14 protein-coding genes and 1 tRNA gene are annotated in these 12,214 nt (G+C 47.6%); all 15 read left to right on the top strand.

The genetic code is table 11. From position 1 onward, the window contains the following. The first annotated feature begins 53 nt into the window (after positions 1-53). The 15 genes from rpsP (at position 54) to topA (ending at position 12,194) form a co-directional block, all read left to right on the top strand. Complete coding sequence (rpsP, locus tag ACYQ2E_RS03530; protein ID WP_460016680.1) at positions 54-329, top strand: 30S ribosomal protein S16; 276 nt, start codon at positions 54-56, stop codon at positions 327-329. A gap of 15 nt (positions 330-344) precedes the next feature. Continuing rightward, positions 345-593, top strand: a complete 249-nt coding sequence (locus ACYQ2E_RS03525; protein ID WP_460016679.1) for a KH domain-containing protein — start codon at positions 345-347, stop codon at positions 591-593. A gap of 144 nt (positions 594-737) precedes the next feature. Further along, entirely contained in the window at positions 738-1,244 is a 507-nt protein-coding gene (locus ACYQ2E_RS03520) for a dihydrofolate reductase (RefSeq protein WP_460016678.1), read from the top strand. Next, positions 1,237-1,407, top strand: a complete 171-nt coding sequence (locus tag ACYQ2E_RS03515; protein ID WP_460016677.1) for a hypothetical protein — start codon at positions 1,237-1,239, stop codon at positions 1,405-1,407. Before ACYQ2E_RS03520 ends, ACYQ2E_RS03515 begins: the two co-directional genes overlap by 8 nt. 32 nt (positions 1,408-1,439) lie before the next feature. Further along, complete coding sequence (gene clpX, locus ACYQ2E_RS03510) at positions 1,440-2,678, top strand: ATP-dependent Clp protease ATP-binding subunit ClpX (protein WP_460016676.1); 1,239 nt, start codon at positions 1,440-1,442, stop codon at positions 2,676-2,678. After that, positions 2,669-3,256: a ribosome biogenesis GTP-binding protein YihA/YsxC gene (gene yihA, locus ACYQ2E_RS03505; RefSeq protein ID WP_460016761.1), complete on the top strand. Its 588-nt coding sequence runs from the start codon at positions 2,669-2,671 to the stop codon at positions 3,254-3,256. The genes clpX and yihA overlap by 10 nt, the downstream gene beginning before the upstream one ends. Positions 3,257-3,301: 45 nt before the next feature. Beyond that, positions 3,302-3,373, top strand: a tRNA-Gln gene (locus tag ACYQ2E_RS03500). Between the two features lie 58 nt (positions 3,374-3,431). Next, entirely contained in the window at positions 3,432-4,565 is a 1,134-nt protein-coding gene (gene hemW / locus ACYQ2E_RS03495) for a radical SAM family heme chaperone HemW (protein WP_460016760.1), read from the top strand. A gap of 11 nt (positions 4,566-4,576) precedes the next feature. Continuing rightward, positions 4,577-5,383 carry a GH25 family lysozyme gene (locus tag ACYQ2E_RS03490; protein ID WP_460016675.1) on the top strand — a complete coding sequence of 269 codons (807 nt, stop codon included), beginning with the start codon at positions 4,577-4,579 and terminating at the stop codon, positions 5,381-5,383. Between the two features lie 24 nt (positions 5,384-5,407). After that, positions 5,408-6,145, top strand: a complete 738-nt coding sequence (locus ACYQ2E_RS03485; protein WP_460016674.1) for an acyl-ACP thioesterase domain-containing protein — start codon at positions 5,408-5,410, stop codon at positions 6,143-6,145. Continuing rightward, entirely contained in the window at positions 6,135-6,908 is a 774-nt protein-coding gene (locus ACYQ2E_RS03480) for a TIGR01457 family HAD-type hydrolase (RefSeq protein ID WP_460016759.1), read from the top strand. The genes ACYQ2E_RS03485 and ACYQ2E_RS03480 overlap by 11 nt, the downstream gene beginning before the upstream one ends. Positions 6,909-6,913: 5 nt before the next feature. Further along, positions 6,914-8,299 carry a nicotinate phosphoribosyltransferase gene (locus ACYQ2E_RS03475; protein WP_460016673.1) on the top strand — a complete coding sequence of 462 codons (1,386 nt, stop codon included), beginning with the start codon at positions 6,914-6,916 and terminating at the stop codon, positions 8,297-8,299. Further along, positions 8,296-8,931, top strand: a complete 636-nt coding sequence (locus ACYQ2E_RS03470; RefSeq protein WP_460016672.1) for a TIGR01906 family membrane protein — start codon at positions 8,296-8,298, stop codon at positions 8,929-8,931. The genes ACYQ2E_RS03475 and ACYQ2E_RS03470 overlap by 4 nt, the downstream gene beginning before the upstream one ends. Continuing rightward, entirely contained in the window at positions 8,912-9,883 is a 972-nt protein-coding gene (locus ACYQ2E_RS03465) for a polysaccharide deacetylase family protein (protein ID WP_460016671.1), read from the top strand. Before ACYQ2E_RS03470 ends, ACYQ2E_RS03465 begins: the two co-directional genes overlap by 20 nt. Before the next feature lie 127 nt (positions 9,884-10,010). Then, complete coding sequence (topA, locus tag ACYQ2E_RS03460) at positions 10,011-12,194, top strand: type I DNA topoisomerase (RefSeq protein ID WP_460016670.1); 2,184 nt, start codon at positions 10,011-10,013, stop codon at positions 12,192-12,194. The last annotated feature ends 20 nt before the right edge of the window (positions 12,195-12,214 follow it).

Raw genomic sequence — 12,214 nt, 5'->3', positions numbered from 1 at the left:
CTTCCGGAATCTATGTTACAATATCCTAGTAAAAAATAATAACGAGGATATTTATGTCTGTAAAAATTCGCATGACACGTATGGGCTCAAAGAAAAAGCCTTTCTATCGTATAAATGTTGCTGATAGCCGTGCGCCGCGTGACGGCCGTTTCATTGAAACAGTCGGCACATATAACCCGCTGGTTGCTGAAAACCAGGTCACACTCAAAGAAGATCGTATTATGGAGTGGCTTGGCAACGGTGCGCAACCATCTGATACTGTCAAAAATATTTTGTCTAAAGCTGGAATTATGCAAAAGTTCCACGAGACAAAATATGGAAAAAAATAAAAAGAGGTAATCAAAATGACTGACATCAAAGAATTGATTTTGTCCATGGTGAAACCACTCGTGTCAAACCCGTCTGCTGTTTCGCTGTCTATCCAGGATGGTGATGAATTTGAGGAGTATCATCTTCAAGTCGATCAATCAGACCTCGGTCACGTCATTGGCCGTCAAGGCCGTATCATTCAAGCTGTCCGCACGATTATTTATTCAATCCCTGTGGAGGAAGGCAAGAAAAAAATTCGTCTATTAGTAGATCAGGACGACTAATCTAATGGAAGGCTGTCAGTTTTGACAGTTTTTCTGTATTTTAGAGCAGGCAGGGTAAATAGAATCAGGCAGAATTTACATAAATTGAATAATGTAAATTCCGCTTATCTGGAAAATCCCGCTGTTTTCTGATATAATTTACAAATGAAGAAAATATGCGGAATTTGGGCTGAGAGCCAAAACGGCGTCATTGGAATTGACGGAAAATTGCCTTGGCGCCTGCCGAAAGAGCTGCAGCATTTCAAAGAAACAACGATGGGAGCAGCACTTTTGTCTGGTCGGAAGACCTTTGACGGGATTAATCATCGCTTGCTTCCAGGTCGTGAAACGCTGATTTTATCTCGCGATAAAAATCTGCACTTTGATGGCGTTACGGTTCTGCATTCACGCGAAGAAGTGCTGAACTGGTTTGCAGCGCAGGATAAAGATTTGTTTGTCCAAGGCGGCGCACAGTTGTTTTCACTCTTTGCGCAGGATTTTGATGTGCTTTACCGAACCGTGATTGATGGCGAATTTGCAGGTGATACTTATTTTCCGGCCGATTTTCCTTTCGATAAGTTCGAGAAAATCTCGGAAACGCGAGTTGAAGCCGATGAAAAAAATCCTCAAGTTTTCACAATAATTATCTACAAAAGGAAATTAGATGTATAGAAACCTCTTTGGCCTTTTTACGGTGCTTCTAGGCGTCGTGAGCGTCATTTTAGCCATTGAAAGTCTGAGAAAGAAGCGCATCGGTCTCGCTGTCGTCTTCATTTTGAACGCTTTTACCAATCTTGTGAATTCGATTCACGCTTTTTTTGGAACGCTATTTTGAGCAAAGTAATAAAAACTGTAGGAAAATAAATAATGAGTAACCAAAAAATATATTGTTCTTTCTGCGGCAAGTCTTCGGACGAAGTAAAGCTGGTTGCCGGACACAATGCCTTTATCTGTAATGAATGTATTGAGTTGTCGCGGATGATTCTGAAGCAGGAGTATGCTGGGGATGGCCAAATCGCTGATGCGGAACCGGAGCTGGTTGAGGTCAAGAAGCCGAAAGAGATTCTGACCATGCTTAACAGCTATGTGATTGGCCAGGAGAAGGCGAAACGCGCGCTAGCTGTGGCGGTTTACAACCACTACAAGCGTATCAATTTCAGCTTGTCGGGCGTTGACAACGGGATTGAGCTGCAGAAGTCAAATATCATGATGATTGGCTCGACCGGCTCAGGAAAGACTTATCTGGCGCAGACGCTGGCCAAGTCTTTGAATGTGCCTTTTGCCATTGCGGATGCGACCTCATTGACAGAGGCAGGTTATGTCGGCGAGGATGTCGAAAATATTCTGCTGAAGCTCCTTCAGGCGGCTGATTTCGATGTGAAAAGGGCGGAGCGCGGCATTATCTACATTGATGAAATCGACAAGATTGCCAAAAAATCTGAAAATGTCAGCATCACACGTGACGTTTCCGGCGAGGGTGTCCAGCAGGCCCTGCTGAAAATTATCGAAGGAACGGTTGCCAGTGTGCCGCCGCAGGGCGGGCGTAAGCATCCGAACCAGGAGATGATTCAGATTGACACGAAGAATATTTTGTTTATTGCCGGCGGCGCATTTGACGGTATCGAAGAAATTGTCAAGCAGCGGCTGGGCGAGAAAATTATCGGCTTCGGCGCAAATAATAAGGCGCTGAGTGACGGCGATTCTTACATGCAGGAAATCATTGCTGAGGATATTCAGAAGTTCGGCCTGATTCCTGAATTTATCGGCCGTATGCCGGTGGTGGCTGCGCTTGAAACCTTGACTGAGGATGACCTGATTCATATTCTGACGGAGCCGAAGAATTCGCTGGTGAAGCAGTATAAGCAGCTGATGCGCTATGACGATGTGGAATTAGAATTTGAGGAGCCCGCCCTGCGGGCCATTGCCAAAAAAGCCCTGGAGCGCAAGACGGGTGCCCGCGGACTTCGCGCCATCATTGAAGAAACCATGATGGACGTGATGTTTGAGGTGCCGAGCATGAAAGGGATTCGTCGCGTGGTCATCACGGAAGCGGCTGTGAACGGGACTGAGAAGCCCCAGATGCTGAAGGAAAAGAAATCTGCATGAATTTGAATAATCTCTCGCTGACGATTTCTGCAGCTTCTGAGAAGCAGTGGCCGGATTCGGACATGCCTGAAATTGCGCTGGCCGGCCGCTCGAACGTCGGCAAGTCTAGTTTTATCAATACGCTGCTGAACCGCAAGAATTTTGCCAGGACCTCAAGTACGCCCGGTAAAACTCAGCTGCTGAATTTTTACAATATTGACGATACCGTCCATTTTGTGGATGTGCCGGGCTACGGATATGCTCGTGTGTCCAAAAAGGAGCGCGAACGCTGGGGGAAGATGATTGAGGATTATCTGACCCAGCGCGAAAATCTGCGTGCCGTGGTCAGTCTGGTCGATTTCCGCCATGCGCCGACAGAAGACGACGTGACCATGTATCAGTTTCTGAAGTATTACGAAATTCCGGTCATTCTGGTTGCGACAAAGGCGGATAAAGTGACTAAAAACCGCTGGTCGGCCAATGAATCCCTCATAAAAAAGGCCGTGAAATTCGACAGTAACGATGATTTTGTCATTTTTTCCTCAGAAAATAAATTTGGACGTGACCAAGCATGGTTAACACTTGAAAAATTTATTTAACTTTGATATAATAATTTCTGTTGCCAGTTCACGGCGGCAGATTTATGGGATATAGCCAAGCGGTAAGGCATCGGTCTCTGACTCCGATATGCGAAGGTTCGAATCCTTCTATCCCAGTTTATTCAGCATAAAAAGTACCTCCGTGGTGCTTTTTTTCTTTTTCTGTTACAATTAAATCATGACAAAAGCAAGCGCCGCATACATTCATATTCCTTTCTGCTCGCAGATTTGCTATTACTGTGATTTTGCCAAGGTTCTGGTAAAGGGTCAGCCGGTCGATGATTACGTGGACGCGGTCATTGAAGAGTTCAAGAGTTTCGGAATCAAAAAGCTGCGGACGCTCTATATTGGCGGCGGGACACCGACGGTTCTGACGGTGGCACAGATGCAGAAGCTGCTGCAGCATTTGACAGATGCGCTGGATTTGTCCGCGCTTGAAGAGTTCACTGTGGAAGCAAATCCCGGTGACTTGACGGATGAGATGATTGAGGTGCTGGCGGCTTCTCCGGTCAATCGGATTTCGCTCGGTGTGCAGACTTTCAATGACCAGCTGCTGAGGAAAATCGGCCGAACCCATTCTTCCCGCGATGTTTACGAGTCTCTTGACAAGCTACACGCGGCTGGCTTTGAAAATCTCACGGTGGATTTGATTTACGGCCTGCCAAATCAGACGCTGGACGAGGTGATGTCGGATGTGGACAGGTTTTTAGCACTGGAGCTGCCGCACATCGCCTTATATAGCCTGATTCTCGAGAACCATACGCGCTTCATGAACATGCAGCGCAGCGGCATTTTACACCTGCCGAGTGACGACCGGAATGCAGACATGTATGAGTATATCGTCCAGAAACTTGAGGCGAACGGCTATCAGCACTACGAGGTCTCGAATTTTGCCAGGCCGGGCTTTGAGAGCAAGCACAATCTGACTTACTGGGACAATGCTGAGTATTACGGGGTTGGGGCCGGTGCGAGCGGCTATCTCGACGGGATTCGCTACAAAAACCACGGACCTGTCCATCATTATCTGGAGGCGGGCGCCAATAAGCGTGTTTTTGAGGAAAGGCTGACGAGAGCTGCGCAGATGGAGGAGGAGATGTTTCTGGGCCTGAGAAAGGCGGAGGGCGTGTCGGTGCCGGCCTTCTCAGAGAAGTTCGGCCAGAAGTTTGATGAAGTCTACGGCAAAGTGCTCCAGGAACTCCTGCAGACAGATTTAATAAAGCTGGACCGTGACAGAATTGCCTTGACCGAGCGCGGTTTTGAGCTGGGAAATGAAGTATTTGAGAAATTTTTAATTGATGGGGAAATGTGATAAAATTAAGCATGAGAAAAAAATTCACGGCAAAATCTTTAATTATTCTGCTTGTTGCACTCATCGCAGGCTTTGCGCTCATTTTCTTTGTCCGCTCAAATGTCAAGCATGAGCCGGGGCAAGCTTATCAGACGCTGCCGGATTTGCGCACAGATTTGACAAAGGGCGAGGCTGATTTGACGGCCAAGCCGGTGATTGATTTGTCGGCTTTTCAGCCTTATAAGTCGATTGATTATACGAAGCTGGCAAAAAATATTTCCGGTGCCGTGGTGCGTGTGCAGGACGGGACGAAAGCGGCGAAGAGCGCTACGGTCAATGCGGACGGCTCGGACCCGGCTTTCAAGTACCACATGACAGGTCTGCAGGCACAAGGCGTGCCAGTGGCTGTTTATGCCTTTGCGAATGCGGCCAGCGTGAAGGAGATGAAAGCGGAAGCGAAAGCTTTCTATGAGCGGGCAAAAGCCTATCAGCCGACTTACTGGTGGGTAGATGTTGAGTCCGCTTCAATGGCAGATTTGAATACTGGTGTGGAGGCTTTCCGGGCAGAACTTGAATCGCTCGGCGCAAAAAATATCGGCATTTATTCACGCGATAACTTTTTGACTGAGAATAAAATTGATACCGGCAAGTTTGACGCCATGTGGCTGGCTTATTACGGCCAGACCAACGACGGCAGCTATACAAAGCTTGACACAGCGCGCAGCTTCCAGATGCAGCAGTACACCGACCAGGGGAAAATGAGCGGATACACTGCCACGCTCGACCTTAACCGTGTTTTGTCACAAGCTGGCTATGAAAAAATATTTTTAAATAAGTAAGAAAAAGAATGAGATGATGTAAGAATGGGAAAGGTTTATCAGAGAGAATTTCAGGTGCCCTATTATCAATCAGATGCCAAACGCGAGATGAACATTCCGGCAATTCTGAATGTGGCGCTGCAGATGTCGGGAGAGCAGTCGACGGTGCTTGAGCGCAGTGATGTCTGGCTTTATGAGCATTTTCACTATGTCTGGATTGTCACAGAATATGAGATTGCGGTGACACGTCTCCCCAAGTTCATGGAAACTGTCCGCGTTGAGACTGAAGCAATCAGCTACAACAAGTTTTTTTGTTATCGCGATTTTCGGTTTTTTGACGAAAAGGACGAGCTGCTGCTGGTGATTCACTCAAGCTGGGTGCTGATGGACCCTGACACGCGCAAGGCGGCTCGGGTCGAAGACGAAATCGTGGCGCCTTACGCGTCGGTGAAGACGACGAAACTTGAGCGCGGCCACAAGTTCGCGAAGCCAATTTCCCCGGAAAAACGCCGCTATCATGTCCGCTATTCAGACATTGACATGAACCAGCACGTCAACAACAGCAAGTACTATGACTGGGCGGTTGACCCGCTGGGATTCGACTTTCTGAAGAATCATCAGCCCGCAAAGATTTACATCAAGTACAATCACGAAGTCCGGCCGGGCGAAGAGATTTTCAGCTCCTACGAGCTGAACGGGCAGAAAACCAATCATGTCATCAATGATAATAGTGCACAAATAGAAATAGAATGGAGCAATCGCATTGACTCAGATAGAGCATAAAAATTATAAAGGCTACGTCATCGACTTGGATGGCACAATTTATTTAGGTGAGGGACGGATTCCCGCCGGCGAGCGATTTGTGCATCGTCTGCAGGAAGCAGGCATTCCCTACCTTTTTGTTACCAACAATACGACACGGCGTCCGGAAGTTGTGCAGGAGCGTCTGCGCACAAAGTTTAATATTGACACGCCTCTGGAGACGGTCTATACTGTTTCGGGGGCAACGGCCGACTATATTCATGCGCACAATCTGGGTAAATCTGTCTACATTATCGGTGAAGAGGGGCTGAAATCTGAGCTTTATGATTCAGGCTTGACTGAGGATGCTGAAAATCCTGATGTTGTCGTGGTGGCGGTTGATTTCAGCTTTACTTACGACAAGCTCAAAACGGCGACTTTTGCGATTCAAAAAGGCGCAGCTTTCATCGGGACCAATCCTGATTTGAATCTGCCGACTTCAGAGGGCTTGCTTCCAGGTTCTGGTACAATTGTCAAGGCAGTTGAGGCATCAACTCAGGTTAAACCGATTATCATCGGGAAGCCGACGCCGATTATTGCTGAGATTATTGTCGAAAAAATGGGCTTGGCGCGTGAAGAACTCTGTATGGTAGGCGATAATTATCTGACGGATATCCGTACCGGTATTGATAACGGCATTGACTCGCTGCTGGTGACGACAGGCTTTACCAAGCCGGAAGAAGTGCCTGATTTGCCGGTTGCACCGACTTATGTGGTTTCAAGCCTGGATGAATGGGAGCTCTGATTGTTATGGAGACCGAGAACTTTATTTTAAACACAGACGCATACAAACTGACACACTGGCAGGAATATCCTGCCGGTTTATCAAAGCTCTACAGCTACTGCGAGGCCAGGAAAGGCGGCCGCTTTGACGAGGTTGTCTTTTTCGGTTTGCAGATGATTATTCATGACCATTTCTTGAAGCCTGTGACGACGGCGATGATTGATGAAGCTGAAATTGCGGCGGCTGCGACTTTCGGGACGCGTCAGTATTTTAACCGCTCAGTCTGGGAAAAAGTGAGAGATTTGGGCTATTTTCCCATGAAAATCAAGGCGCTGCCGGAGGGAATGGTGGTGCCGGTCAGCACGGCCTTGTTTACGCTTGAATCGACCGAACCCTGGTTTGCAGCCACGCTCAATGCGATGGAAACCATGCTGATGCATATCTGGTATCCGACGACCATTGCCACAAATGAACTATTTATTAAACGTGCCCTAGCTGATTTTTATGCGAAAACCGGCGACTTGGCAAATCTGCCTTATGCTGTCAATGATTTCGGCCTGCGCGGTGTGACTTCGCGTCAATCGGCCGAGCGCGGGGGCGCCGCGCATTTGCTGTTTTTCCGCGGAACGGATAATATGGTGGCGAATCATGCTGTCGAAGAGATTTATGGTTTAGCAGGCTGGGGGCAATCGGTCTGGGCAACGGAGCATTCAGTGGCCACAAGCTACGGCGAAGGTCCGGGCGAATATGACTATTTGATGTCTCAATTGGTGCGCTCTGATGAAAATACGACGATTTCAATTGTGATTGATAGTTTTGAGACTTTGAATTTTATAGACAAAGTCGTTGCTTCTGACGAAATTAAACAGAAAATCCTTAAACGTCCAGGTCGTGTGGTGTTCCGCCCGGATTCTGGTGACCCGATTGAAACGCCGATGGCTGTGATTGAGCATCTGGACCGTATTTTCGGTCATTTTATCAATGATAAGGGCTATAAAGTCCTGAACTCCAATGTTGGTGTGATTCAGGGAGACGGCATGAAGCGCGGGACGATGATTGAGCTTTATGAGACGCTGACGGCTCTGGGCTGGTCGGCTGATAATCTGATTACCGGCTCGGGCGGCGGCCTGCTGCAGGAGGGATTTGACCGCGATACGGAGCGTTTTGCGATTAAGGCAAGTTATGCAGAACTTGCGGACGGAACAGAGCTTGATGTCCAGAAAAAAACGCCAGGCAAGGTTTCTAAGTCCGGCCGCTTCAAAGTTGTCTATGATGATGAATCTGGAAGTGTTCTAACTGTGCCGATTACTGATTCTCGCGAGGATTTGCTGCGCACGGTGTATGAAAATGGGCAGTATTATCCTGAAAAATTCGATAAAATCGTTGCGCGGGCGCAAGCTGCTTTATTATGAGAGACCGACTGATTTTTGGCTTGACTCTAGTCTGGAAAGTGGCGTTTTCAGTGACGGCGACTGTTTTGCTGTCGATTCCTCTGTTTGGGCTGGATATCGGCTGGGAAAAGCTGACAGATGTGGCAGGAATGTCCAGTGGCAGGTTGATGCATAATTATCTGGTTCTGATGGAGTATTTGCTGAATCCTTTTCGCACAAAGCTCAAGATGCCTGATTTTCCTGATTCGGCTGGCGCGCTGAAGCATTTCGGTGAAGTGAAGGTTTTGTTTCTGCTTGTGCTCATTCTGACACTGGTTCTGATTCCTATTGTTATTAAGTTTTATAGGGAACATCTGCAGATTTTGTTTCATCGCGGCATTATCATTGCTATGGTGCTGCCGGTTTTGCTGGCGCTTTTTGCAGCAACAGTGGGTTTTGACAGTTTCTTCGTGCTTTTTCATCAAATCCTGTTCCGTGACACGACCTGGCTTTTTGACCCGGCGACCGACCCAATCATAAATGTGCTGACGGATACTTTTTTTATGTATTGTTTCATTATTTTTGCTATAATTTATGAAGGTGTAATGCTCATCTCTTTGTTATTATCATCTAATAAATTTTCGGGAAAATTGTATGGAAAGAAGAAATCGTAGAAGAAGGAAGAGTCCGGTTCCTTATGTCATCGCGACTGCGCTCGTTGTGGTTGTTTTGGCAATTGTTTTTATTCTGGTGGCGAATCCTTTTGCTGATATTAAAAAAAGTACACAGAGTACAAAAAATGCTGTGAGTACAAGTTCAGTCGGCTCGCTTTCGGCTGGAAGTGCAAGTCCGTCCGCTTCGCCGAAGAAAAATCAGAATTGGCTGACTTCTGTCAATGACAACAAGCTGCCGACCATGATGTACCACAACATTTCACCCGATACGCCCAACGGCAATTATGTCAGTCCTGAAAATCTGGAAAGCGCCATGCAGCAGCTGAAGCAGAATGATATTTACACGGTTTCAAGCAGCGAGGCTTATCAAATCCTGACAACGAAGACCAAACCGGCGGATAAGCTCATCTGGCTGACTTTTGATGATGGTTACCAGGATTTTTATGACCATGTTTTTCCGCTTCTGAAAAAGTACAATATGCATGCGACCAGTTTTCTGATAACCAGCTATATTGAGTCGGGGAAGCCGGGCTACATGACGCCTGACGAGATTAAAGAAATGTCTGACAGCGGCTATGTTGATTTTCAGAGTCATACGGTTGACCATATTGACCTGAACGTGGCTTCGGATGTTGAGCAGACGGCACAGCTGCAGGAGTCAAAGGCTTTCATTGATAAATTGCTTAATCAAGATGTGACGGTAGTTTGTTATCCAGCTGGCAGTCATAATGCAAGCACAGAGACGATTGCAACAAAACTTGGCTATAAAATGGGCCTGCTTGACCCAGGCCGTACTTACGATGGACAGACGGCTGTCAATGCGGCGGCAACAGCTTCTGACGGTTTATTTATGCTTAATCGTTACCGGACGTTCACAGAAACGGATGGGAACGCTCTGATGAGCATGATAGCTGACGATGAAGCTTACAATACGGCAAATACGCAGAAATAAAAATTAATAAGTTTTCCTATAGGAAAACTTTTTTCTTGACAAGAATTAAAAAAAGCTGTAAACTTAACTGTCAGTTCGCGTAAGATGATAAACATCTTTGTTATAACTGAATTTATGGAGGAAGAGTTTGCCTACTAAAACTACAACTACAACTAAAAAATCGGCAGTTAAGAAGACGACTGCCAAAAAGACTGCTGTCAAAAAAACGGCTGCAAAGAAAACCAAAAAGAGAAAATCCGTGGCTTCTGCAGGTAAGAACCTGGTCATCGTAGAGTCGCCGGCCAAAGCTCGGACAATTGAGAAATATCTCGGCAGAAACTACCACGTGGTAGCGTCCATCGGCCATGTGCGTGATTTGAAGAAGTCCAGCATGTCCGTTGACATTGAGCATAACTATGAGCCGCAGTATATTAATATCCGTGGCAAGGCTCCACTGATTAACGGCTTGAAAAAAGAGGCGAAAGCCGCCAAAGCTGTTTATCTCGCGAGTGACCCGGACCGCGAGGGGGAAGCCATTTCCTGGCATTTGGCGCATATTCTGGATTTGCCGCTGGATGCGAAGGACAGGGTCGAGTTCCACGAAATTACGAAAGATGCGGTCAAAGAGGCATTTAAGACGCCGCGTGTAATTGACCAGGACTTGGTAGATGCGCAGCAGGCGCGCCGTGTGCTGGACCGTCTGGTGGGCTACTCGATTTCGCCGATTCTCTGGAAGAAGGTCAAGAAAGGCTTGTCGGCCGGCCGTGTTCAGTCAATCGCGCTGAAGCTGATTATCGACCGTGAAAATGAGATTAAGGCTTTTATTCCTGAGGAATACTGGACGATTGACGGCAATTTCAAGAAGGGCACGAAGAAGTTCCAGGCGAATTTCTGGGGGATTGACGGTAAAAAACGCGAGCTGAAAAATAACGACGAAGTTCAGGAAGTGCTGGCTCGTTTAAAAGGCGCTGATTTCACAATTGACAAGGTTGAAAAGAAAGAGCGCCGGCGCAATGCTCCATTGCCTTATACGACTTCAAGCCTGCAGCAGGACGCTTCTAACAAGCTGAATTTCCGGACGCGCAAGACGATGATGGTCGCCCAGCAGCTCTATGAGGGTATTACGCTTGGTGCACAGGGCCATCAGGGTCTGATTACCTATATGCGTACGGATTCAACGCGTATTTCGCCTGTGGCGCAGAATGCTGCGGCTCAGCTGATTACGGAGCGTTTCGGCGCAAGCTACAGCAAGCACGGCTCAAAGACGGTCAATCGTGCAGGCGCACAGGATGCCCATGAAGCGATTCGTCCGTCAAATGTTTTCAATACGCCTGAGTCAATCGCCAAATATCTGGATAAAGACCAGCTGAAGCTCTATACTTTCATCTGGAATCGTTTTGTGGCCTCACAGATGAGCGCAGCTGTGTTTGACACAGTCAAGGCCAATATTGTGCAGAATGGCGTCACATTCACTGCAAATGGCTCTCAGGTGAAATTCAAGGGCTATCTGGCCGTTTACAATGATAATGACAAGGATAAGACGCTGCCGGAGCTGGTTGAGGGTGAGACAGTCAAGAAAGTTTCTGTCAAGCCTGAGCAGCATTTCACGCAGCCGCCTGCCCGTTTTTCTGAAGCAACACTGATTAAGACACTCGAGGAAAATGGTGTCGGGCGTCCGTCAACCTATGCGCCGACTCTGGAGACAATCCAGAAGCGCTACTATGTGCGGCTCGTGACGAAGCGATTCGAGCCGACCGAGCTGGGCGAAATTGTCAATGGTCTGGTGGTTGAGTTCTTCCCGAATATTGTCAATACTGAATTTACGGCTGAGATGGAAACAGACCTGGATAAGGTCGAAGAGGGCCAGATGCAGTGGCAGAAGGTCGTTGACCAGTTCTACAAGCCTTTTGAGAAAGAGCTTGACAAGGCCGAGGTCGAGATGGAAAAAGTCGTCATCAAGGATGAGCCGGCCGGTTTCGACTGTGATGTCTGCGGACATCCGATGGTTATCAAGCTGGGACGCTACGGCAAATTCTATGCCTGTTCCAATTTCCCGGAATGCCGCAATACCAAGCCGATTGTCAAAGAAATTGGCGTGGTGTGTCCGAAATGTCATGAAGGACAAGTGATTGAGCGCAAAACCAAGCGCCAGCGTATTTTCTACGGCTGTTCACGTTATCCGGACTGTGACTTCACCAGCTGGGACAAACCGGTCGGGCGCGATTGTCCGAAATCCGGCGACTTCCTGGTTGAGAAGAAGCTGCGCGGCGGCGGGAAGCAGGTCGTCTGCTCGAATGCCGACTGTGATTATCAAGAAGAGAAACAAAAATAATCAAGATGTGAAACGCGCCC

It is taken from the genome of Lactovum odontotermitis, from assembly GCF_054658595.1.
The sequence above is the reverse complement of the archived record's forward strand: the minus strand, read 5'-3'. Positions and strand labels throughout refer to the sequence as shown.

Excerpts from the sequence above, each read along its gene's own strand:
- ACYQ2E_RS03520 (WP_460016678.1), top strand. The coding sequence starts at position 738 with ATGAAGAAAATATGCGGAATTTGGGCTGAGAGCCAAAACGGCGTCATT.
- ACYQ2E_RS03525 (WP_460016679.1), top strand. The coding sequence starts at position 345 with ATGACTGACATCAAAGAATTGATTTTGTCCATGGTGAAACCACTCGTG.
- ACYQ2E_RS03470 (WP_460016672.1), top strand. The coding sequence starts at position 8,296 with ATGAGAGACCGACTGATTTTTGGCTTGACTCTAGTCTGGAAAGTGGCG.
- ACYQ2E_RS03465 (WP_460016671.1), top strand. The coding sequence starts at position 8,912 with ATGGAAAGAAGAAATCGTAGAAGAAGGAAGAGTCCGGTTCCTTATGTC.
- rpsP (WP_460016680.1), top strand. The coding sequence starts at position 54 with ATGTCTGTAAAAATTCGCATGACACGTATGGGCTCAAAGAAAAAGCCT.
- ACYQ2E_RS03490 (WP_460016675.1), top strand. The coding sequence starts at position 4,577 with ATGAGAAAAAAATTCACGGCAAAATCTTTAATTATTCTGCTTGTTGCA.
- ACYQ2E_RS03515 (WP_460016677.1), top strand. The coding sequence starts at position 1,237 with ATGTATAGAAACCTCTTTGGCCTTTTTACGGTGCTTCTAGGCGTCGTG.
- ACYQ2E_RS03485 (WP_460016674.1), top strand. The coding sequence starts at position 5,408 with ATGGGAAAGGTTTATCAGAGAGAATTTCAGGTGCCCTATTATCAATCA.
- ACYQ2E_RS03475 (WP_460016673.1), top strand. The coding sequence starts at position 6,914 with ATGGAGACCGAGAACTTTATTTTAAACACAGACGCATACAAACTGACA.
- clpX (WP_460016676.1), top strand. The coding sequence starts at position 1,440 with ATGAGTAACCAAAAAATATATTGTTCTTTCTGCGGCAAGTCTTCGGAC.